The sequence below is a fragment of the Kribbella sp. NPDC055071 genome (assembly GCF_053608045.1).
This window is the reverse complement of record NZ_JBSGUS010000021.1, coordinates 66,379-88,904: the sequence shown is the minus strand read 5'-3', so window position 1 is coordinate 88,904 and position 22,526 is coordinate 66,379. Positions and strand designations below refer to the sequence as shown.

General features: G+C 67.8%; 18 protein-coding genes. 8 read left to right on the top strand and 10 right to left on the bottom strand.

Annotated elements, in window-relative coordinates; genetic code table 11:
• Positions 1-3 precede the first annotated feature (3 nt).
• Positions 4-945 carry a helix-turn-helix transcriptional regulator gene (locus tag ACWF4Z_RS30065; RefSeq protein ID WP_452246532.1) on the top strand — a complete coding sequence of 314 codons (942 nt, stop codon included), beginning with the start codon at positions 4-6 and terminating at the stop codon, positions 943-945.
• On the opposite strand, the gene hrpA is transcribed toward ACWF4Z_RS30065, so the two are convergent.
• The 5 genes from hrpA to ACWF4Z_RS30040 form a co-directional block, all read right to left on the bottom strand.
• Positions 942-5,096 (bottom strand): ATP-dependent RNA helicase HrpA, encoded by a 4,155-nt coding sequence (gene hrpA, locus ACWF4Z_RS30060; protein ID WP_452246531.1) that lies wholly within the window; start codon positions 5,094-5,096, stop codon positions 942-944. The two genes, ACWF4Z_RS30065 and hrpA, sit on opposite strands and share 4 nt — an antisense overlap.
• Positions 5,097-5,140: 44 nt before the next feature.
• Positions 5,141-5,545 carry a universal stress protein gene (locus ACWF4Z_RS30055; RefSeq protein ID WP_452246530.1) on the bottom strand — a complete coding sequence of 135 codons (405 nt, stop codon included), beginning with the start codon at positions 5,543-5,545 and terminating at the stop codon, positions 5,141-5,143.
• A gap of 117 nt (positions 5,546-5,662) precedes the next feature.
• Positions 5,663-7,225 (bottom strand): tripartite tricarboxylate transporter permease, encoded by a 1,563-nt coding sequence (locus ACWF4Z_RS30050; RefSeq protein WP_452246529.1) that lies wholly within the window; start codon positions 7,223-7,225, stop codon positions 5,663-5,665.
• A complete protein-coding gene (locus ACWF4Z_RS30045) occupies positions 7,222-7,761 on the bottom strand; it encodes a tripartite tricarboxylate transporter TctB family protein (protein WP_452246528.1) in 540 nt (179 codons plus the stop codon). The genes ACWF4Z_RS30050 and ACWF4Z_RS30045 overlap by 4 nt, the downstream gene beginning before the upstream one ends.
• Positions 7,758-8,774: a Bug family tripartite tricarboxylate transporter substrate binding protein gene (locus ACWF4Z_RS30040; RefSeq protein WP_452246527.1), complete on the bottom strand. Its 1,017-nt coding sequence runs from the start codon at positions 8,772-8,774 to the stop codon at positions 7,758-7,760. The genes ACWF4Z_RS30045 and ACWF4Z_RS30040 overlap by 4 nt, the downstream gene beginning before the upstream one ends.
• Positions 8,775-8,918: 144 nt before the next feature.
• Here ACWF4Z_RS30040 and ACWF4Z_RS30035 point away from each other — a divergent pair, with 144 nt between their 5' ends.
• The 3 genes from ACWF4Z_RS30035 to ACWF4Z_RS30025 are packed head-to-tail and all read left to right on the top strand — an operon-like array spanning position 8,919 to position 11,678.
• Positions 8,919-9,689 (top strand): IclR family transcriptional regulator, encoded by a 771-nt coding sequence (locus ACWF4Z_RS30035; RefSeq protein WP_452246526.1) that lies wholly within the window; start codon positions 8,919-8,921, stop codon positions 9,687-9,689.
• Positions 9,679-10,890, top strand: a complete 1,212-nt coding sequence (locus tag ACWF4Z_RS30030; RefSeq protein WP_452246525.1) for a CaiB/BaiF CoA transferase family protein — start codon at positions 9,679-9,681, stop codon at positions 10,888-10,890. Before ACWF4Z_RS30035 ends, ACWF4Z_RS30030 begins: the two co-directional genes overlap by 11 nt.
• Positions 10,890-11,678 (top strand): citryl-CoA lyase, encoded by a 789-nt coding sequence (locus tag ACWF4Z_RS30025; RefSeq protein WP_452246524.1) that lies wholly within the window; start codon positions 10,890-10,892, stop codon positions 11,676-11,678. Before ACWF4Z_RS30030 ends, ACWF4Z_RS30025 begins: the two co-directional genes overlap by 1 nt.
• On the opposite strand, the gene ACWF4Z_RS30020 is transcribed toward ACWF4Z_RS30025, so the two are convergent.
• The 3 genes from ACWF4Z_RS30020 to ACWF4Z_RS30010 form a co-directional block, all read right to left on the bottom strand.
• Positions 11,675-13,366, bottom strand: a complete 1,692-nt coding sequence (locus ACWF4Z_RS30020) for an AMP-binding protein (protein WP_452246523.1) — start codon at positions 13,364-13,366, stop codon at positions 11,675-11,677. The two genes, ACWF4Z_RS30025 and ACWF4Z_RS30020, sit on opposite strands and share 4 nt — an antisense overlap.
• Before the next feature lie 190 nt (positions 13,367-13,556).
• Positions 13,557-14,435, bottom strand: a complete 879-nt coding sequence (locus ACWF4Z_RS30015; RefSeq protein ID WP_452246522.1) for an SDR family NAD(P)-dependent oxidoreductase — start codon at positions 14,433-14,435, stop codon at positions 13,557-13,559.
• Between the two features lie 84 nt (positions 14,436-14,519).
• The gene (locus ACWF4Z_RS30010) at positions 14,520-15,299 is read right to left on the bottom strand and encodes an alpha/beta fold hydrolase (RefSeq protein WP_452246521.1); all 780 of its coding nucleotides are present in this window, start codon (positions 15,297-15,299) and stop codon (positions 14,520-14,522) included.
• A gap of 107 nt (positions 15,300-15,406) precedes the next feature.
• Here ACWF4Z_RS30010 and ACWF4Z_RS30005 point away from each other — a divergent pair, with 107 nt between their 5' ends.
• Positions 15,407-16,528: a M24 family metallopeptidase gene (locus ACWF4Z_RS30005; RefSeq protein WP_452246520.1), complete on the top strand. Its 1,122-nt coding sequence runs from the start codon at positions 15,407-15,409 to the stop codon at positions 16,526-16,528.
• Position 16,529: 1 nt separating this feature from the next.
• Here ACWF4Z_RS30005 and ACWF4Z_RS30000 read toward each other — a convergent pair whose 3' ends face one another.
• Positions 16,530-17,495, bottom strand: a complete 966-nt coding sequence (locus ACWF4Z_RS30000; RefSeq protein ID WP_452246519.1) for a GlxA family transcriptional regulator — start codon at positions 17,493-17,495, stop codon at positions 16,530-16,532.
• Between the two features lie 71 nt (positions 17,496-17,566).
• Between ACWF4Z_RS30000 and ACWF4Z_RS29995 the strand changes: the two genes are divergently transcribed.
• From ACWF4Z_RS29995 to ACWF4Z_RS29985, 3 genes are all read left to right on the top strand, one after another.
• Positions 17,567-18,859, top strand: coding sequence for an MFS transporter (locus ACWF4Z_RS29995; protein ID WP_452246518.1), 1,293 nt, complete (start codon positions 17,567-17,569; stop codon positions 18,857-18,859).
• 53 nt (positions 18,860-18,912) lie between these two features.
• The gene (gene soxR, locus ACWF4Z_RS29990) at positions 18,913-19,392 is read left to right on the top strand and encodes a redox-sensitive transcriptional activator SoxR (protein WP_452246517.1); all 480 of its coding nucleotides are present in this window, start codon (positions 18,913-18,915) and stop codon (positions 19,390-19,392) included.
• A 68-nt stretch (positions 19,393-19,460) separates the two neighbouring features.
• Complete coding sequence (locus ACWF4Z_RS29985; protein ID WP_452246516.1) at positions 19,461-21,587, top strand: RecQ family ATP-dependent DNA helicase; 2,127 nt, start codon at positions 19,461-19,463, stop codon at positions 21,585-21,587.
• Positions 21,588-21,622: 35 nt separating this feature from the next.
• Here the strand turns inward: ACWF4Z_RS29985 and ACWF4Z_RS29980 are convergent, their stop codons facing one another.
• Entirely contained in the window at positions 21,623-22,426 is an 804-nt protein-coding gene (locus ACWF4Z_RS29980) for an ArsR/SmtB family transcription factor (protein ID WP_452246515.1), read from the bottom strand.
• Between the last annotated feature and the right edge of the window lie 100 nt (positions 22,427-22,526).

Below are 22,526 nucleotides of genomic sequence, written 5' to 3'. Positions count from 1 at the left end.
ATCATGGATACCGCGACCCGGCTGCTGCGCTTGCTGTCGCTGCTCCAGTCCCGTCCTCAGTGGGACGGCGCCGAGCTCGCGACCAGGCTCGAGGTCACGCCTCGCACCGTACGGCGCGATGTGACGCGACTGCGCTCCCTCGGCTACCCGATCGACGCCGAAGCCGGTATCGGCGGCGGCTACCGACTCGGTCCCGGTGGCCGCCTCCCACCCTTGCTGCTCGAGGACGAGGAAGCCGTGGCGGTCGCGATCGGGCTGCGGGTCGCGACCACGACGACCGTGTCCGGCGTGGAGGAGTCCGCGATCTCCGCACTGACCAAGCTCAACCAGGTCCTGCCGACCCGACTACGCGAGCAGGTCGCCGCCATCGGTGCACAGATCACCCAGTTCCCGCAGGGCGAGCTGCCGACCGTCGACGGCGACACCCTCGCCACCCTGGCCGCCGCCTGCCGCGACACCGAAGGCCTGCGGTTCGCTTATCGCACCCACAACGGCACCACGACGGATCGCAGCGTCGAACCCCTCCGCATCGTCCACACCGGCCGTCGCTGGTACCTCGTCGCCCGAGATCGCGACCGCGAGGCCTGGCGCACGTTCCGGGTCGACCGCATCACCCACCCGACCCGCACCGGCGCCCGCTACCGCTTCGACAACCCACCCGACCCCGTCGCACTAGTTGCCGAAGGCACCGGAGTCGCACCCTGGGACATCGTCGGCCGGATCCGAGTGCACGCCGACGCCACCACCGTCGCCAACCACCTACCCCCAGGCCAGGCGGTCGTGGAGCCGATCGACGCAACTACCTGCGAAGTCCGCCTGGCAGCGAACGAGCTAGGCCCCCTGGTAGCCCAAGTAGCCCGCATCTACTGGCCGTTCGAGATCCTCGACCCACCCGAACTCCGCACCGCCGTCCACACCCACGGCCAACGCCTGCTCGACTCCTAGCTCTCGGCCAGGGCCTTGCGGATGCGCTTTTCTGATACTGGGTAGGGCGTGCCGAGGGTTTGGGCGAAGAGGCTGATTCGGAGTTCTTCCAGCATCCAGCGGACTTCGAGGAGTTCGGGGGTGGGGTATTTGCCGGTGGGGACCGCGCGCAGGCGCTTGTCGTACTCGGCGGTGAGGGTGTGGACGATCGCCATCCCGGAGCGGTCGCGCATTGCGTTGGCGGCGAGCTTGTCGAGGCGTTGTTCGATGCCGCGGAGGTAGCGGACCAGGTCAGGGAGTCTTGCAGCGCCCGTCTCGGTGATGAAGCCGCGGTGGACGAGTCCTTCGAGCTGACCGCGGACATCGGACAAGGCAGCGAGCAACGCGGGGCTCGAGGCCCGGGAGATCTGCTTGTCGACGGTACGAGCGTGGCCCAGGACTTGCTCGACCTGGCGCAGGATCGTGAGCACGGTGTCGGCGAGATCGGACCGTACGGCGTCGCGCAGGATCGAGAACGCGGTCAGGTTCCACGCCGGTCCGCCGGCCGCCGCCATCAGTTGGTCGACCGCAGCGGAGATCGCGTCGTCGAGCAGGTCACCCACGTTGCGATGCGGACCTGCCATCAGCGTCATCTTCTGCTGGTTGGTCAGGTTGCGCTGGACGACGTCGATGACCGACGGCATCGTCAGCAGCAGGATCCGGCGGGTGCCGTTCCACATCGCGGCGGCCTGGTCGCGTTCGGTCTCCTGCAGCCGGATCGCGACACTCTTGCCTTCGTCAACCAGTGCCGGGTAGCCGGCGACAGTGAGTCCGTTGCGGTGTTCGGAGAAGCTCCGCGGGAGGTCACCGAAGGTCCAGTCGGTCAGGCCGGATCGCTCCAGCCCGCTGACCGCCTTGGCTGCCACCTGCGAGATCGCGGCCGTTGTCTTCGGCTTCAGCCGTTCCTTGAGCCGGGCGAGATCCTTGCCCTCGGCCACGGTCTTGCCCTTGTCGTCGACCACTCGGAACGTCATCCGCAGATGCTCAGGCACCCGCGTCCAATCCCAGTCACCCGGCTCGATCACGACGCCGCGCAGCTCTCGCAGCTCACGGGCCAGCGCGTCGACGAGCGGTCCGGAGGTCGGGTCAAGGTGGGGGAGCACCTGTCGGGCGTGGTCCGGCGCCGGCACGATGTTGCGCCTGATGGCCTTCGGCAACGACTTGATCAGCGTCGTGACGAGCTCCTCGCGGAACCCGGGCACGCTCCACTCGAACCCGTCCGCGCTGACCTGGTTGAGCACCAGCAGCGGAATGTGCACGGTCACGCCGTCGGCGTCCGTACCAGGCTCGAAGGCGTAGGTGAGGTCGAAGGTCATCCCGTTCTGCGTCCAGCGCAGTGGGAACTCCTCCTCCTTCACCTCAGCGCCTTCGCGAACCACGAGCGACCGCTCGAAGTCCAGCAGGTCGTGGTCGCGTTGCCGCGCTGTCTTCCACCAGGTGTCGAAGTGCCGGCCGGTGACGACCTCCGGCCCGATCCGCTCGTCGTAGAAGGCGAACAGCGTCTCGTCGTCGACCAGCAGGTCGCGTCGGCGGGTGCGCTCCTCGAGCTCCTCGACTTCCTCGATCAGCTTGCGGTTCTCGTGGAAGAACTTGTGGTGCGTGTCCCAGTCGCCCTCGACCAGTGCGTGCCGGATGAACAGCTCGCGCGACACCTCCGGATCGACCTTGCCGTAGTTGACCTTGCGCTGGGCAACGATCGGTACGCCGTACAGCGTGACCTTCTCGTAGGCCATCACCGCACCGGCCTTGCGTTCCCAGTGTGGTTCGGAGTACGAGCGCTTGATCAGGTGCGGCGCGAGATCCTCGGCCCACTCCGGCTCGATCTTCGCGTTCACCCGGGCCCAGAGCCGAGAGGTCTCGACGAGTTCGGCGGCCATCACGAACTGCGGTGGCTTCTTGAACAGCCCGGATCCGGGGAAGATCGCGAACTTGGTGCCGCGGGCACCGATGTACTGATGCTGGTTGGCCGGATCCTTCAGGCCGATGTGACTCAACAGCCCCGACATCAGCGAGATGTGGACGCTCTGCGGGTCGGCCGGCTCGCCGCTGTTCAGGGTGACGCCGATCTGTGCGGCGACCTGACGCAGCTGGGCGAAGATGTCCTGCCACTCACGGACGCGCAGATAGTTGAGGTACTCGCTGCGGCACATCCGGCGGAACTGATTGCCGGAGAGCTCCTTCTGCTGCTTCTTCAGATAGGCCCACAGGTTCAGGTACCCGAGGAAGTCGCTGTTCGGATCGCGGAAGCGGGCGTGGGCCTGCTGCGCCTGGGCCTCGGCGTCGGTCGGGCGTTCCCGCGGGTCCTGGATGGAGAGCGCTGCCGCGATCACCATCACCTCGCGCACGCAACCGTTCTTGTCGGCCTCGACAATCATCCGGGCCAGCCGCGGGTCGAGCGGGATCTGGGCGAGCTGCCGCCCGATCGGGGTCAAGCGGCGATGACGCTCGTTCGCCTTGGCCGACTCGATCGCGCCGAGCTCGGTCAGCAGTTGCAGACCGTCGGTGATGCTGCGCTTGTCCGGTTCGTCGATGAACGGGAACGCCGCGATGTCGCCGAGCCCGATCGAGGTCATCTGCAGGATGACGGACGCGAGGTTGGTACGCAGGATCTCGGGATCGGTGAATTCCGGGCGCCCCTCGAAGTCCTCCTCCGAGTACAGCCGGATGCAGATGCCGTCGCTGGTCCGGCCCGAACGGCCCTTGCGCTGGTTGGCGCTGGCCTGGGAGACCGGCTCGATCGGCAGGTGCTGGACCTTGGTCCGATGGCTGTAGCGCGAGATCCTCGCCGTACCGGGGTCGATCACGTACTTGATACCGGGCACGGTCAGTGAGGTCTCGGCGACGTTGGTCGCGAGCACGATGCGGCGGTTCGAGTGGGACTGGAAGACGCGGTGCTGCTCTGCGTTCGAGAGTCGCGCGTACAGCGGAAGCACCTCGACGGCACCTGGTCGCCCGCGTTGGCTCGCGAACTTGTCGTTGAGTGCGTCCGCGGTGTCGCGGATCTCGCGTTCACCACTGAGGAACACCAGGATGTCGCCGTCGGCCTCGTACTCGAGCTCGTCGACGGCGTCGAGGATCGCCTGCGTCTGGTCGCGGTCGATCGTGCTCAGGTCCTCGGGGTCGTTGATCGGGCGGTAGCGGACCTCGACCGGGTAGGTCCGGCCGGAGACCTCGACGATGGGCGCCGGCGTGCCGTTGCTGTCGGCGAAGTGTTCGGCGAACCGTTCGGGGTCGATGGTCGCCGAGGTGATGATCACCTTGAGATCGGGACGGCGGGGGAGCAGGCGCTTCAGGTACCCGAGGATGAAGTCGATGTTCAGGCTGCGCTCGTGCGCCTCGTCGATGATGAGGGTGTCGTAGCGGGTCAGGTCGCGGTCGCGCTGGAGCTCGTTCAGCAGGATGCCGTCGGTCATCAGCTTGACCAGCGAACGGTCGCTGACCTTGTCGGTGAACCGGACCGCGAATCCGATCGTGTCGCCCAGTTCGGTGCCGAGCTCCTCGGCGATGCGCTCCGCGACCGTTCGTGCGGCCAGTCGCCGCGGCTGGGTGTGGCCGATCATGCCCTGCACGCCGCGTCCGAGCTCGAGGCAGATCTTCGGGATCTGCGTCGTCTTCCCGGACCCGGTCTCACCGGCAACGACGACCACTTGATTGTCGCGGATTGCGGCCGCGATCTCGTCCTTCAACTGGCTGACCGGCAACTCCGGCGGATACGTGATTTCCGGGACGGCTTCCCGCCGTACCTCGACCCGCCGCTCGGCCTGCTCGACCGCCGTCACCGCGCCCTGCAGCGCAGCCGCCCGCTTCTGCTCGTCCTTGATACCCCGAACCCGCTCGAGTCGCCGCCCAAGCTGCTCCCGGTCATAACCCAACAACCCATCCAGCCGACCAGCCACCTCAGCCAGATTCACGTCAGCGACCGCCACCTGATCGCCGGACGGCTTGGCCGCACGCCGCCGATTACCCCGCTTCCGCGGTTGCCGTCGTACGGCGGGATCCGCCGCCGGCCCGTTGACGGGCGCGGCACCGGTGGTCACGGCAGGTGCAGAACCGCTGGTCGCGGTGGGTCCGTTGACGGGTGCGGGACCGGTGGCTGGGGTGGGACTCGACGACTCGGTCCGGGCATCAGGCATATCCACACCAGTTTAGGCGCCCGACCCCAGCCCCTCACCTGGATTTAGTCGTGGAGGGAGGGGGCTTTGACGGCGAGGACTGGGACGGGGGACTCGAGGAGGACTCTTTGGGCGGTGCTGCCGAGGATCAGTTTGCCGACGGGGGAGCGGCGGCGGAGGCCCAGGACGATCAGGCCGACGTCCTCGGCCGCAGCTGCTTTCAGGAGTTCGCCGGCTACGTCGCCACCGGAGACCGCCTGCTGGATCGTCACCTCGACCCCGCGTTCGCCCAGCTTCGCCTCGGCGGCGGCCAGCTCCTCGGCGTTGGCGTAGCGGGCGTCGATGTAGGCGTCGCCGCGGCTGGTGTTGAGCAGCAGCACGGACGCCCCCCGCAGCTCGGCCTCGGCGGCCGCGGCCGTCAGCGCGGCCTCGCCTTCAGGAGTTGGCACATAACCGACCAGGATCTTCACAAGCACACTCTCCCATCCGTCGGACCCACGCCACTCACCAACCGCGCACCAATTCAGCAACTCCCGCTGGGTGGGTGGAGTCGGCGGCGGGTTGATGAGTGGCGCAGGTCCGGGTAGTCAGTCGTCCTCGCCGAAGGTGAGGCGGTCGTGGGTGGGCTGGGTGCCGCGGATCCGGGCGACGATCTTCGGCAGGTACGGCACGAACAGCGCGAGCACGGTCAGCACGATGATGATCAGGCTCAGCGGCCGGGTGAAGAAAACGCTCCCATCGCCGTTCGAGATCACCAGCGCCCGCCGGAACTGCTCTTCCATCGTCGGGCCGAGGATCACACCCAGGATCACCGGCGCGATCGGGAAGTCCAGCTTCCGCATGAAGAAGCCGACCACACCGATCAGCAATGCCATCAGCACCTCGTACCCGGACCCCGACAGCGAGTACACCCCAAGACACGCGAAGACCAGGATCCCGGCGTACAACAACGGCCGCGGCACCTTGAGGACCTGCACCCAGATCTGGATCAGCGGCAGGTTCATGATCAGCAGGATCAGGTTGCCGATGTACAGCGACGCGATCAGCGTCCACACCAGCGTGCCCTGATCCTCGAACAGCTGCGGCCCGGGCTGCACATTGAAGATCTGGAACGCCGCCAGCATCACCGCAGCCGTCGCCGACGTCGGCAGGCCCAGCGTCAACAGCGGCACCAGCACTCCGGAGAACGACGCGTTGTTCGCCGCCTCAGGCCCGGCCACACCCTCGATCGCCCCGTCGCCGAACTCGTCGCGACCCTTCTTCCGCGCCTGCCGCCGTTCGATCGAGTACGACAGGAACGTCGGAACCTCGGCGCCACCCGACGGAATCGCCCCGAACGGGAACCCGAGCGCCGTACCCCGCAGCCAGGGCCGCCACGAGCGCCCCCAGTCCGACTTGCTCAGGTATCCGGTCCGCAGCCGCCCCTTCTCGAGTACGGCCGGACGCTCGGGAGTGGACCGTAGTTTCGATGCCACATGCAACGTTTCGCCGATCGCGAACAGTCCGACAATCACGATGACGACGTCGACCCCGTCCAGCAACCGCAGCGTGCCGAACGTGTACCGCGGCGCACCGGACAGGCTGTCCAGCCCGATCAGCCCGATGAACAGACCGACCGTGAGTGACAGCAGTCCCCGCACCAGCGAGTGACCGACAAGCGCGGTCACCGCGACCATCGCCAGCAGTGTGATCGCGAAATAGTCGGTCGCCTGGAAGTGACTGGCCAAATTGCCGATCGGCTTCGCCACGAACGTGAGCAGCACGGTCGAGATCGTCCCGGCCACGAACGAGCCGATCGCCGCCGTCGCCAGCGCTGCCCGCGCCCGGCCCTTGAGCGCCATCTTGTGACCCTCGATCGCGGTCGCGACCGACGCCGACTCGCCTGGGGTGTTGATCAGGATCGAGGTCGTGGACCCGCCGTACATCGCGCCGTAGTAGATCCCGGCGAACATGATGAACGCGCCGATCGGGTCGGAGAAGTTGAACGTGATCGGCAGCAGCAGCGCAATGGTCAGGGCCGGCCCGATTCCGGGCAGGATGCCGACGAGCATGCCGAGCGTGACACCGACGATGGCCCAGAGCAGGTTCATCGGGTCGAGCACGGTGCCGAACCCGTGCAGGAGATCGCCGAAGACAGTCAAGGTGATCACAGCCCCAACACCCCTTCCGGCAGGGAGATGTCAAGGAACTGGGTGAAGGCGACATACACAACCACTGCGAGTACGACGGCGACGACGATGTCCCGGACGAGCTGGCGACTCCCGAGCACGCGCGCCGCGGCCCAGAACAGCAGCGCGGTCGCGAGCATGTAGCCCAGCGGTACGACGAGCAGCGCGTACACCACCAGCAACGCCGAGATCGTCACCGGCTCGAACCAGCTCCGGTCCGGCTTCTCGGCACTCCGCGGCGACCGCAGCCCTTCGACCAGATATCCGATCGACAGCAACAACCACGCCGACGTCACCAGCAACGGGAAGAACCGCGGCCCGGCCGGATCCAGCCCCTTCGGACTACGAATGTCGAACACGCCCACCAGGAACGTCGCGCTCAACACGATCAGCACCAGGGCGGCAACAATCCGGACCACCCGCGAAGCTTCGACCTCGACATCCGCGGCCCTGACCTCGGAGCCCTGGGTTTCGGAGCTCTTGGCGTCCGCCGCTTCGACCTCTTCAGCAGAACTCATATGATCCCGAGCTCCTTTTCCAGCGCTTGGACGCGGACGGTTTCGGCGGCGATGAACTTGGTCGCGTCGTCGCCGGTCTTGAAGAACTCGGTCCAGCCGTTCTTCGTGCGGATGTCGGCCCACTCGGGCGAGGTGTTGACCTTGGTGACGAAGTCGATCAGGCGTTGCCGGTCCGCGGCCGGGATGTCCGGTGGTGCGACGATCGCGCGCCAGTTCTGGACGTCGGCGTCGTACCCCTGCGACTTCATCGTCGGCAGTTCCTTGCCGCCGAGGGAGACGGGCGCGGTGCCGGAGGTCGCGAGGACGCGCATCTTGCCGGCCGTGATCTGCTCCTCGAACTCGCTCAGCCCGGAGATGCCGACGGTCACGTCGCCGGACAGGATCGCCGCCGTCGCCTCCCCACCGCCGGAGTAGCTGATGTACTTCACCTTCGACGGGTCGGCATCGGCGGCCTTCACCAGCGTGCCCGCGGTGATGTGGTCGGTGCCGCCGATCGTCCCGCCGCCCCAGCTGACCTTCGACGGGTCGGACTTGTAGAGCTCGACCAGATCCTTCAGCGTCTTCAGCGGCGAGTCCGCCTTCACCACGATGACTTCCTGCTCAGCGGTGATGGTCGCGATCGGCGTCGTGTCGGAGACCGTGATCTCGGACTGGTTCAGCGTGAGTGCGCCGACCATCACCAGGCCGGTGATCATCAGCGTGTGTGGGTCCTTGCGGTTCTTCGTGACCAGCTTGGAGATGCCGACCGCGCCGCCGGCGCCCGTCACGTTCACGACGGAGACGGACCGGCCGCTGGGGAGCAGCTGCTTCTCCTGAACGACGTGCTGGAACTGTCGGGCGGTCAGATCCCAACCGCCACCAGGCGCGGCGGGCACCATGATCTCGACGTTCCGGCTCGGAAAGTCGCCGGCGACGCTACCGCCGTCGAGCGTCTTCTCCAGCGCCGAACAACCACTGACCAGCAAACTCACGGTCAGTCCCGCAGCGACCAACGCCGTACGGGGTCGCGACATACGAACACCTCCCAGGGGCGAGGAGCGAATTGCCCAGGACCGTAGCAGCATTCCACCAGGAGGTACATAGGTTCCGTTCAGTGGTACGGAAGGGTTATCGTCACAAGGTCGCGGAGGTGAGCCCGTGGCGGGAGAGAGGGCCGGATGAGTGACGGCGACGGGGTGCGGAGTGTGCACCGGGCGCTGGACCTGCTCGAACGCTTCGACGACGAGCATCCGACCTGGACACTGGCCGCGCTGACCGCTGCCAGCGGCCTGCCCAAGACGACCGTGCTCCGGCTGGTCACCACGCTCGAGCAGCGCGGGCTGGTCGCGTCAACCGGTCCGGGGAAGTACGCGATCGGTCCCGGCTTCCTGCGCTGGTCCCGCTTGAGCAGCGCGACCATGGAGATCCCACCCGCGGTCCGCGCGGCGATGGGCAAGCTCGCCGCCGACACCGGCGAGACCGCGAACCTGTACATCCGCGTCGGCCGCACCCGCGTCTGTCTGGCCCAAGCCCAAGGCCCGTTGAACGTTCGGCACATGGTCGTCGTCGGTTCGTCGATGCCGTTGTGGGGAGGCGCCGCGTCGAAGGTCCTGCTGACCGATCCGCCGGTCCTCGATGTCGACCCCTCGCTGATCGAGGAGCTTGCGCAGCTGGCACCGCACCCGGCCGGATACGCGAAGCGGCTCCGAGCGGCCGTGACCGACGCCGCCGCGCGAGGGTTCGCGATCAGCCACGGCGAGCGCGAGCTCGGCGCCTCCGGTGTCGCCGCCCCGGTACGGCGTCCCGACGGCCGCGTCGTGGCTGCGATCGCGATCGGCGGTCCGACCACCCGCTTCAGCGATGACCGGCTTCCGGCGTACGTGAACGCCGTACGACGCTGTGCCGACACCATCGTGGCGACCGGCTGGAGCGGCTTCAGTGCAGCCTGACGCGGACCTGCTCGCCGGCGTGCGAGTGCTGGACCTCACGAACGTGCTGGCGGGACCCTTCGCCGGGTACCAACTGGCCTTGATGGGTGCGGACGTGATCAAGGTCGAGGTGCCGGGCACGGGCGACCTGGCCCGGAACCTCGGTGCCGATCCGTCGCTGTCGAAGGACGGGCTCGGCATCTCGTTCCTGGCGCAGAATTCCGGGAAGCGCTCGATCACTCTCGATCTGAAGAACGCGGGTGGTCGGGAAGCGTTTGAACGGCTGGTGCGCGAGGCGGACGTGCTGCTGGAGAACTTCCGCCCGGGTGTGCTCGAACGACTCGGCTTCTCGGTCGACGTCCTGCGCTCGCTGAACCCGGGCCTGGTCTACTGCGCGGTCTCCGGGTTCGGCCAGACCGGTCCGATGCGCGGGCGACCGGCGTACGACCAGATCATCCAGGGGTTGTCCGGGATCATGAGCGTGACGGGTACGTCCGAGGGCGCGCCGACGCGGACCGGATTCCCGATCGCGGACACGCTCGGCGGCTACGCGGCGGCGTTCGCGATCTCGGCGGCGTTGGTGAAGCGCGCTCGCACCGGCGCGGGCAGCTATCTCGACGTCTCGATGCTGGAGACCGCGGTCGCCGCGATGGGCTGGGTGGTCTCGGACTACCTGGTCGGCGGCCGGATACCGCGTGCCATGGGCAACGAAAACGCGACCTCGGCACCGTCGGGAACCTTCCGCACCGCGGACGGCGAGCTGAACATCGCCGCCAACAAACAAGAGCAGTACGTCGAGCTCTGTACGGCGCTCGACCGCCAGGAGCTCATCACCGACGAACGGTTCGCGACCCGCGAGGCCCGGAAGGCGCATCGGGTCGAACTGAAGGCAGAGCTCGAGAAGACGCTGTCGGAGCACTCGGCCGCGCACTGGGACGAGCTGCTGGCGAGCTCCGGCGTACCGGTCGCACCGGTCCTGACCGTCGAGCAGACGCTCGCTCTGCCGCAGCTCACCGAGCGTCAACTCTTGCACTCGGTGCCGATGCCTGATGGTCGTGACCGCGAGCTCCGGGTCCTCGGCAGCAGCGTGCATGTCGATGGTCGACCAGTCGGCCCGTCGATGCGACCGCCGCGGTTGGGGGAGCACACGGCCGAGATCCTCGCTGAGGTCGGATACACGCGTTCGGAGATTGATGTCCTGCGCGAGCAAGGAGCCACCTGATGGGGTCGAATGCTGCCGCGGACTGGTGGGCGACGGGGATCTCGGACATCGAGCCCGGGGTGATCCGGTTCCATGGCTATCCGATCGAGGAGCTGATCGGCGGCGTCAGCTTCCCGCAGATGATCTGGCTGATGGTTCGCGGCGAACTGCCGACTCCGGGTCAGGCCAAGCTGCTCGAGCAGACCTTGGTCGCCGCGGTCGATCACGGCCCGCAAGCCCCGTCGATTGCCGCCGCGCGGATGGCTGCCTCCTGCGGACTTGCGCTCAACAACGCGATCGCGACCGGCGTCAATCTGCTCGGCGACGTTCATGGTGGCGCAGGGCAACAATGTCTCGAGATGCTGTACCAGCTGCGGGCAACGGTTGACGAAGGCAACGAACCTCATGCTGCAGCTCGCGAGCTGGTGTCGTCGTACAAGGCTCGGAAGGCCTACGTCCCTGGGTTCGGCCACCGGTTCCATCTGCACGACCCGCGCCGGGATCCGCTGATCGCCGCGGCGGAGCAGGCGGTTGCCGACGGCATCATCGACGGTCGGCACCTCGAGATCGCCCTCGCGCTGGAAGCCGTCCTCGCGCCCGTCCCGATGAACGTCGATGGTGCTACGGCGACCATCTACGCCGAGCTCGGCCTGCCCGCTGAGCTCGCTCGCGGCCTCTTCATCCTGTCGCGCTCGGTCGGCCTGCTTGCCCATGCCCTCGAGCAGCAACAGGACCCCACCCGCATCAAAGGCCCGCTGCCCAGGTCCGTGATCCCCACCTACACAGGGCATCCGCCTCGGTCGCTCTAGTTCGGCGAAGGCAACCTGCTGCGCACGACCTTCCCGGTCGCGTTCCGCGGGAAGTCGTCCAGTACGACGATCTGCCGCGGCGTCTTGTACCGGGCCAGTTGCGCCTTCACGTGGGCGATCAGCTCGTCCTCGGTGATCGGCTCGCGGAGTACGACGTATGCGATCAGGCGCTGTCCGAAGTCGTCATCAGGTACGCCGACGACCACTGCCTCGGCGACTGCGGGATGGGTGGCGAGGCACTCCTCGACCTCGACCGGGTACACGTTCTCGCCGCCGGAGACGATCATGTCGTCCTCACGTCCGTCGATGAACAGGCGGCCGGTCGTGTCCAGATGACCGAGATCGCCGGTGCTCATCCGGCCGTCGATCACGGTCTTGTTCGAGCCGTCGGCGTACCCGCCGAACATCAGTCCGCCGCCTGCGAAGATCCGTCCGGTCACGCCGGGCGCGACAGAACGATCGTTCTCGTCGAGGATGCGGATCGAGCTGCCGAGACACGGCCGGCCGACCGTCCCGGGTGCTGCGATGAGGTCGGCCGAGGTGGCGATGGTCGCGATCCCGACCTCGCTCGAGCCGTACGCGTCGCACAACACCGGGCCGAACCGTTCGATGAATCGTTCGGCCAGTGGCACTCCTAGCGCGGATGCTCCGGAGACGACCGTGCGGAGCGAACCTAGGTCGTGCCGCGCGATCTCCTCAGGGCCGAGGTCGAGCAACCGGCGCAACATCACCGGTACGGCGAGGATCGTGCCGGCTCGGGTGGTTTCGGCGTCGGCCAGCACCGCGGCGGCGTCGAACCGCGGCCGCAGCACGATCGGCGAACCGAGGAAGAGCGCAAGCATCGACGACAGCAACCCGAGCCCGTGGAACAACGGCGGACAGATGATCACCGGCTCACCCGACCGCAGCCCGAACCGGTCCACCGCACTAACAGCCAACCCGGCAAGCCCACCCGCAGTAGGCGTCCGCGGCGCCGCCTTAGGCGCCCCGGTAGTCCCCGACGTAAGAATCGTGATCCGCCCGGGCCGATCAGGCCGCGGAGCCGAAGGCGCAGCAGCCCCAGCCAACACATCGAGGCTCACCACACCCCCGTCTACTCCCGCAGCGCCGGGCAGACCGGCTGTGCTCGTCGGGTCGGGCGGTCGGGCGGCTGTGCTTGTCGGGTCGGGGGTGGATCGGGCGCTGGGGCGCGCAGCTGAGTCGGATGGGTCGGGGGTGGAGAGGATGGCTGGGGTGGTGGGTGGGGGTGTGAATTCGGGGTCGTGGATGAGGAGGTCTGGGGTGTGGTGGTCGAGGACCGACTTGATTTGTGAGGGTGCGAACTCGGTGTTGACGAAGAGGACGTCGGCGCCGAGTCGAGAGGCGGCGAGGGTTGCTTCGAGGAAGCCGCGGTGGTTGCGGCAGAGGATCGCTACCTTGCTGCCGGCAACTATTCCGTAGTGCTCGTGGAGGCCCGCAGCGATGCGCTCGCAGCGTCGATCGAGCTCCTGGTAGGTGATTTGAGTTCCGTCCGCGGGGGAGATGATGGCTGGGCGGTCGGGATAGCGGATGGCCGCGATCGCGCCGAGTGCTGCCATCGACTGACCCCACGTCCGCAGCGCCCGCTCGATCCCGATCAGGTGCCCCGGCCGCGCCGACCGCCACACACCCGACTTCAGCAACGAGACCGACGCCCCGCCAACCTCCACCGCCCCCTGCATCAGCCACTGCGGCGGCCGCATCGGCCCAACCGGCCGCGGCCCCCTCATCGGCTCGGCCCTCTCATCGCACGGGTCCCCTCATCGGCTCGGCCCTCTCATCGCACGGGTCCGCTCATCGTTTCGGCCCGCGCGTCGCGTCGGCCCCGTTCGCGTCGGGCCGCTCATCGCAGGGGTCCGCTCATCGTTTCGGCCTGGTTGTGGTCCAGCGGTAGTACTGCTCCAGCAGGCGATCGGTAGGGACCCGCAACAAGTTGCCGAGGGCATCGGCTGGGCGGACCATCGGGGGAGTGAGGTTGTTCGGCCGCTCGGCGACCGCCGTACACACCTGCTCGGCGGCTTGCTCCGGCGTGAGGCCGGGCAGATTGTTCAGCTCAGCCGTCGGCTGACTCATCCGCGTATGCACCAAACCCATGTAAACAGTCGAGGTCGTCACCCCATCACCGCGGATCTCCTGCGCCACACATCGCAGCCACACATCGAACGCACTCTTCGACGCCAGGTACGCCGACCACCTGGCCATCGGCGGCGTCCGCACCCCGGCCGTCGACACATTCACGATGTGCCCAGCGCGCCGTTCCCGCATCGACGGCAGCAGCTCCACCACCAGCTTGGCCGGCCCGAGATAGTTGACCGCATTAGTCCGCTCGATGTCATGGAACCGCTGGTACGAATCCGCGATCGACCGGCGGATCGACTTGCCGGCGTTGCTCACCAGTACGTCGACCCGCCCATGCTCGGCCAGCACAGTCCGCACCAGGTCCGCCACCGCCGCCGGATCAGCCAGATTCACCGGATACACGAACGCCGAACCACCCGCGGCCCGGATCTCCCCAGCCACGACCTCCAACTGATCCGCAGTCCGCGCCACCAGCAGCACAGTCGCCCCAGCCCGAGCCAGCCGTCGCGCCGTCGCCTCGCCGATCCCGTACGACGAACCCGTCACCAGGATCACCTGACCCCGAACGGCCGCCGCCAACCGCTCATCCGAGATCCGCGCGCGCCCGTTCGTCAACGCAACAAGCAACGGCCACGCGATCCGACGCCGCCCAGTCACCATGAGCCAGTCACCATGAACCAGAGCACCATGAGCCAGTCACCATGCGCCAGACATTACCCGCAAGTAGCCATCCGTGGGGAGCCCTCAGCCGATGCGCTCCAACCACTCACGGATCAGCGACGCGAACAGCGCAGGCTGCTCGATCTGCAGGTTGTGCCCAGCCACATCGAGCACGGCGAACGTAGCCCGCGGGAACTGCGGCAGCAGAACCCACGTGTCCTCATACCCCACGACCGCGTCCTGCCGCCCGCACATGATCAGCGTCGGTCCCTCGTAGGCCGGCCCGCCGTCCGGATCGACCGACAACACCCGTTTCTTCAGGATCCGCTCCAGTGCGGCCGTGTCGGCCAACGCCAGACCCGGCGCCACATCCCGCCGGTACGCCTCCAGCGCGGCCGCTGTCTGAACGACAGCGAGGTCGGTGAAGTCCTCACCCTCGGCCAGCGACTCGAGCACGCCGGGCTCGGTCCGTAGCACCACGTGCTCGGGCACGTGCCGATCCTCGTTGATCACGATCGTGCCGATCGGGCAGATGAGGTTGAGGCCGAGCACCTGCGCCGGTCTCTCCCGGACCAGGGCGCGCGCGAGGTAGCCGCCGTACGACTCGCCGATCAGCAGGAACGGCTCGCTCCCGATCTGCTCGTCGATGAACTCGTCGAGAGCCGCAAGGATCCCGTCCGAGCTGTCGATGTCCCCGGCCGGGCTCTGACCCATGCCCGGCAGGTCCGGGTAGATCCGGCGGTATCCGGGCAGCTCGGCGAAAACCGGCTCCAGGCAACCGGTCATCAAGCGGTGGTCGGGCGTCCAGCCGTGGACCGCAAGCACCGGCACGCCTTCGCCGTACGACACGTGGTTCAGACTCATCGTGATAGCCCTTTCGCCGACCCAACCACCTGGGACCAGATCTTCAGGGCACAAGTTGTAGCAACGCCCGCCGACAGTTTCCGAACCGGCCGTTTTAGAGTCAATCCATGTCGAGTCGTACACCCAAAGGTCCCGCACCCGAAGCCACCGTCCTCAGCGCCCGGCTGGAGCGCGCCCGCGCAGCCGCCGCGGGCACCGGTCTGGTGATCGCGCCGGGCTCCGACCTGCGCTATCTGATCGGGTACGCCGGTGGCTCGTTGGAGCGACTGACCGCACTGGTCATCCCCGCCGACGGGCCGGTAGCTCTCGTCGTACCGAAGCTGGAGGCACCCGGGTTCGCCGGTGCACCGCTCGACGAGCTGGGCGTCGACGTCGTCACCTGGGTCGACGGCGACGATCCGTACGGCGTCGCCGCGGACCGACTGCGTGGCGCAGACCGAGTCGCGGTCAGTGACTTCACACCCGCACTGCATGTCCTCGCCTTCCGGGATGCGTTGCCGAAGGCCGAGCAGGTGCTGGCCGGGCCGATCGTGCGGGAGTTGCGGATGCGGAAGGACGCGGCTGAGGTCGACGCGCTGCGGAAGGCGGGTGCCGCGATCGACCGGGTGCACGCTCGCGTCGGCGAATGGTTGCGCGCGGGCCGGACCGAGGCGGAGGTTGGCGCCGACATCGCGGCCGCGATCGTCGAGGAAGGGCACACGACACCCGACTTCGTCATCGTCGGCAGCGGGCCGAACGGCGCGAGCCCGCACCACGGCGTGTCCGACCGCGTGATCGAGGCGGGCGATGTGGTCGTCGTGGACATCGGCGGACCCGTTGCCGAGGGCTACTTCTCCGATTCCACCCGCACGTACGCGGTCGGCGAACCGCGGGACGCCGACGTTGCCGCGACGCACGCCGTGCTGCAGGAAGCGCAGCAGGCCGCGGTCGATGCAGTGCGCCCAGGAGTGTCCGCGGAATCGATCGACGCCGCAGCGCGCGACGTGATCACGGCCGCAGGCTTCGGTGATCTGTTCATCCACAGAACCGGACACGGCATCGGCCTCGACGTGCACGAGGATCCCTACATCGTCCGTGGGAACGACCTCGTCCTCGAGCCCGGGATTGCCTTCAGCATCGAGCCCGGCATCTACCAACCCGGCCGCTGGGGCGCGCGCATCGAAGACATCGTGGTGGTGACCGCCGACGGTGTCGAGTCGATGAACAAGCGGCCACACACGCTGGGCTAGCTCAGCCGGCGCGGAAGGTTTTGCGGTAGGCGATGGGGGAGACGCCGAGCTCGGAGCGGAGGTGGTGGCGCAGGGAGGCCGCCGTACCGAGGCCGGCTTCCTCGGCGACGCGGTCGACGGACAGGACAGTCGTCTCCAACAGGTGGCGCGCGTGCCGGACGCGCTGCTGCAACAGCCAGGTGCCTGGGGACTGCCCGGTCTCGGCCTTGAAGCGGCGGCTGAACGTGCGGACGCTCATCCGTGCCTGTGCCGCCATCGCGGGCAGGCTGAGCTCGTCACCCAGTCGCTGCAACGCCCATGCGCGAGTAGGTGCAGTGCCTTCGCTGCCCTCTTCGGGTACGACGCGCTCGATGAACTGTGACTGCCCGCCGTCCCGCCACGGCGGTACGACGCAGTGTCGCGCGGCCCGGTTCGCGACCTCGCTGCCGAAGTCGCGGCGGACCAGATGCAGGCACAGGTCAACGCCGGCGGCCAGCCCGGCGGACGTCAGGATGTCCCCGTCGTCGATGAAGAGCCGATCCTCGTCGAGCTTGACCTGTGGATAGACACTGCGAAACAAGTCGGCCCGGATCCAGTGCGTGGTCGCGGGCCGGTCATCGAGCAGTCCGGCTGCGCCCAGTACGAACGCTCCCGTGCAGATCGACGCGATCCGCGTGCCAGGGCGGATGGTCGCGAGTGCTGCGGCCAGGTCGTCGGGCAGCGTCCCTTCGTAGCGCGGCTGCGCGATGTAGGTGCCCGGGATGATCACGGTGTCCGCCTCGGCCAGCGCCTCGGGACCGTAGTCCGGGATCAGCTGGAAGCCGGCGCTGACCCGGACCGGATCGGTGCTGAGTCCACAGATACGAACGTCGTACAGGTTGGTGCCGTCGGCCGTCGTCGCCGCACCGAACACGGTCGGCGGGATGGTCAGGTCGAAGCCGACCACCGGTTCGAGGGCCAGGACGGCGATCACGTGCGGAGCGCTCATGGCCATATCTTGACACATCATGGCATTCTGGCCACTGGTTCGATGACGGTCGAACCGTCAGGCTTGAGCGTGTGACGCAGATTCTCGAGACGAAGAAGCCTGCCCGGGTGCACCTGGCCTGGGCGGTCGCCGTGGTGGGGTTCGTGACGCTGATCGGTGCGGCCGGTTTCCGGTCGGTGCCCGGCGTGCTGCTGGATCCGCTGCACGAGGAGTTCGGGTGGTCGCATGCCACGATCTCGTCGGCGGTGTCGATCAACCTGCTGCTCTACGGCCTGATCTCGCCGTTCGCTGCCGCCCTGATGGACCGGCTCGGTCTGCGCCGGGTGGTCAGCGGAGCGCTCGTTCTGATCGCACTCGGCAGCGGACTGACGGTCTTCATGACCGCGTCCTGGCAACTGCTGCTCTGCTGGGGACTGCTGGTCGGTATCGGCACCGGGTCGATGTCCATGACGTTCGTCGCGACGATCACCGGTCGGTGGTTCGTCCACCGCCGTGGACTGGTCACCGGAATCCTGACGGCGGCCGGCGCGACCGGTCAGCTCATCTTCCTGCCGCTGATCGCGAGCCTGGCCGGCAACTACGGCTGGCGCGTCCCCGCGCTGGTCGCGTCCGGCGCGGCGCTGGCCGTCGTACCCCTGGTGCTGTTCTTCCTGCGGGACTACCCGAGCGATGTCGGACTCCGCGCGTACGGCGCTCCCGAGGGCAGCACGGCCGGACAGCGGGTGCAGACGACCGGGAGCAGTGCGATGCGGGCTCTGAACGCACTGCGGACCGCGATGAAGCGTCCGGCGTTCTGGCTGCTGGCCGGTGGGTTCGCAATCTGCGGTGCGTCGACGAACGGGCTGATCGGCACGCACTTCGTCACGGCTGCGCACGATCACGGCATGCCGGCGACCACTGCGGCGTCGTTGCTGGCGTTGGTGGGTGTGTTCGATGTCGGCGGCACGATCGTGTCCGGGTGGCTGACGGACCGGTGGGATCCGCGGTACCTGCTGATCGCCTACTACTCGCTGCGTGGGCTGTCGCTGCTTGTGCTGCCATCGCTGCTCGGTCCGACGGCTCAACCGAGTGTCTGGGTGTTCATCATCTTCTACGGGCTGGACTGGGTCGCGACCGTGCCGCCGACCGTGGCGCTGTGCCGGGAGTGGTTCGGGGTGGACGGTCCGATCGTGTTCGGCTGGGTGTTCGCGTCACACCAGATCGGTGCGGCGCTGGCTGCCACGGGCGCCGGTTGGATCCGGGACGCACAAGGCAGCTACAACCTGGCCTGGTACCTGGCCGGCGGCCTGTGCGCGGCGGCGGCTCTGATGTCCGCAAGCATCGGGCGCCGGTTGGTCACACCGCCCGAGACCGCCGCCGCCTGACCGCCTGACCGCGTCAGCTAGCCTCGATCTAGGTTGAGGTTGGAGGATGGGCGATGGAGATCGAGCCGGGTGAGCTGACCGTCGGGCAGTTGGCGCAGCGCAGTGGGGTTGCGATCTCGGCTCTGCATTTCTACGAACGGCAGAGCCTGATCGTGAGTCGCCGTACGTCGGGCAACCAGCGCAGGTACAAGCGGGACACGCTGCGCCGGGTCGCGTTGATCCGGATCGCGCAGCGGGTCGGCATCCCGCTCGCCGAGGTCGCCGCGATCCTCGCGCTGCTGCCGGACAACCGGACGCCGACACGCTCGGACTGGGAACGGATCTCCGAGTGCTGGCAGGCCGAGCTCGACAAGCGCATCTTCTACCTCGAGCAACTCCGCGACGACTTCAAGGACTGCGTCGGCTGCGGCTGTCTCTCCCTCGACCGCTGCGCCCTCGCCAATCCGTACGACGCCTTGGCCGCCAAAGGCCCCGGTCCCCAGCGTCTCGTCACCCCGGACGGCGAACCCTGCCATCCCGGTCAATGCGCTTGAGCCTGGGTTATCCACAGGTTGGTGGTTCGGCGGAGCGAACTGTAGGTGCGGGCGTCTAGGGTTTCGGCATGGCTGACTCCAGTGGGACGCTCGCTTTGACTGAGGCACGTGCGGAGATCGCGGGTGGCGTGATCCGGGCGATCGCGGGCGACGGCGCGCGGCTGCGGGCCGACCAGGAGACGGCCGTGGCGGCGTTGTGCGAGCCGGCCGCGCGGGTCCTCGTCGTGCAGGCGACTGGTTGGGGCAAGTCAGCGGTGTATTGGGCGGCGACCGCGATCAGACGAGCCGAAGGCGCTGGGCCGACCTTGGTCGTGTCACCGCTGCTGTCGTTGATGCGTGACCAGGTCGTGGCCGCGAGCCGGGCCGGGCTGCGAGCGGCCACGTTGAACTCGAACAACATCGACTCGTGGTCGAGCATCGAGCAGGATCTGCGGTCGGGTGCGATCGACGTACTGCTCGTCTCACCGGAGCGCTTGGCGAACCCGGGCTTCGGGAGGAGGGTCCTCGACGGACTGGCCGGGCAGGTCGGGCTGCTGGTGATCGACGAGGCACATGCGGTGTCCGACTGGGGTCACGATTTCCGCCCGGATTATCGGCGAGTCTCCGACGTACTGCAGCAGCTCAACCCGAAGACGCCGGTCCTCGCGACCACGGCGACGGCGAACGCGCGAGTGACCGAGGACGTCGCGCATCAGCTGGGCGAGTCCACGCTCGTACTGCGGGGGCCGTTGGCGCGATCGAGTCTGCAATTGGCGGTCGTGGACAAGTTGTCGCCGCTCGACCGGTTCGCGTGGGTGGTCGACTATCTGCCGAAGCTGCCGGGGTCGGGGATCGTCTACACGTTGACTGTTGCGGACGCGCAGCGGTTGGCGGGGTTGATTCAGGAGGTGCACGGGCGCGACGTACCCGTGGCGGCGTACACCGGTGGGCTGGAGGCCGGGGAGCGAGAGCAGCTCGAGGACGCATTGCGGGACAACCGCCTCAAGGCGCTGATTGCCACGTCGGCGTTGGGGATGGGGTACGACAAGCCCGACCTGGGGTTCGTGGTGCATGTGGGCTCACCGCCGTCACCGGTGTCGTACTACCAACAGGTCGGGCGTGCGGGTCGCGGGATCGATCATGCCGTCGTGGCATTGCTGCCGTCGGACGCGGACTCAGGCGTGTGGGACTACTTCGCGACGGCGACGATTCCGGTGCCGGAGAACGTTCAGCGGTTGCTGCGCGGTCTGGACGGCTACGGGCCGGACCAGCCGGCTAGTGTCCCGTCGCTCGAGGCCGAGACCGGGCTTCGTCGTACGCGCGTTGAGCTGATGTTGAAGCAGCTGGCGGTGGACGGGGTCGTCGACCGGGTCGAGCGTGGTTGGGTGCGGACCGGGACGGAGTGGACCTTCGACGCGGCGCATTACGACGGGATCGTCGGCGTACGACGGCGCGAGGCGGACATCATGCGCGCGTACACGCGCGGCGACCGTTGCCTGATGCAACTGTTGCAGGAGTCGCTGGACGATCCGTCCGCCGAGCCGTGTGGCCGCTGCTCGGTGTGCCTGGGGGCGCTGCCGGATCCGCTGGGGGAGCGGCCGGATGCGGACACCGTCGCCACGATCACGCGGTTGCTCCGCGGCGAGGTGCACGTGCTCGAGACACGGAAGATGTGGCCGGGCGGGGCGTTCGGTGCCCGCGGCAAGATTCCCGCCGAGCTGTCCGCCGAGCCCGGCCGCATCATCGTGTACGCCGACGCCCCCGAGTGGCGCGAGGTCCTGACCTCGGCCTTCTCGGACGCGCCGACGGCTGATGCGGTTGAGGTCCTGAAGGCCGGTGCCGTTGCGGCCCTGTCGCGGTGGCGTGGTTCGTGGTCGGCTCGTCCGGAGGTTGTCGTTGCGCTACCGGCCGCCGGCCGCCGGGAGTTGACGGTGGCGATCGCCGATCACCTTGCCACCGTGGGGCGGCTGGACCGTGCGGAGCTGACGGTCGATCGCAGTGGCTTCACCGATGACCTCTCCTCGGCCGAGGAAGCCAGGGTCTGGCGGGACGGCCTGTCGATCGACGAGTCAACCGCTCAGGCGATCACCGCTCGCACGGTTCTGCTGCTGGTCGACGCCAGCTCATCGCAGTGGCCGGTGACGGTCGCAGCCGCCAAATTCCGCGAGGCAGGAGCCGCCGCCGTCCTCCCACTCCTCATCCACAAACGTCCTTAGGCGGACACCTGGACAGACCGGCTGCACGAGACCGGTCAGGCGGAGAGCGCGGGGGTGGACTCCACGAAGGACTTGAGGTCGGAGATGAGGCTGACCCAGCCCTGGCTCACCATCTCCAGGATGGCGCTGCCCGGCTCGAAGCCGGTGTGGATGACCGTCAGCTTGACCTGACCGTTGACAGGCTCGAGCTCGAAGGTGGCCGTGGACAGCGGTTCACGACTGGCCCGCTGATACAGGTCGTCGGAGAGCTCGACCGCCTTCGCGAACTCCGGCGTGATGTGGTGCCACGTGTACGACAACCGGGTGTACGGGTTGTTCTCGACGACGACCTGTCCCGGCCCGGCCATCGTCACGTCGCCCATCTTCCAGACCACCTCTGAGCCGACGTTCCAGTCGGTCTCGTGGTGCAGGCCCCAGTACTGCTCGGTGAACTTCGGATCGGTCAATGCCGCCCACAGCCGCTCCGGCGTGGTCTTGATGTAGGTCGTGTAGACGAACTCGTTGTCGCTCATGGTTTCGGCCTCCAAAGCCGTCTTGAGATCGGCGAACAGCTGGACCCGCCTCCGGTCGTACTGGTTGATCCAGCGGTCCGCGATGGCGTTGATGGGCTCGGCGTTGAGGTGATGCAGCTTCTCCCGGCCGCGCCACACGGTGGTGACGAGATTCGCGGCCTCCAGCACGGTGAGGTGTTTGCTCACCGACTGCCGGGCCATCTCCAGACCGGCCGTCTCCAGACCGGCACAGAGCTCCCGCAGCGTCTGCCCGTTGCGCGCATTCAGCAGGTCGAGCAGTAGCCGCCGGCTCGGGTCGGCCAGGGCGCGGAACACCTCGTCGTCCATCCCCGCTCCGATCGATTCATGCAGCTGTTTGGCTGCATATGAACAATAGGCAGCCGTACGGCTGCATGTCAACCGCAACCCGATTGACGCCCCGGTGAAG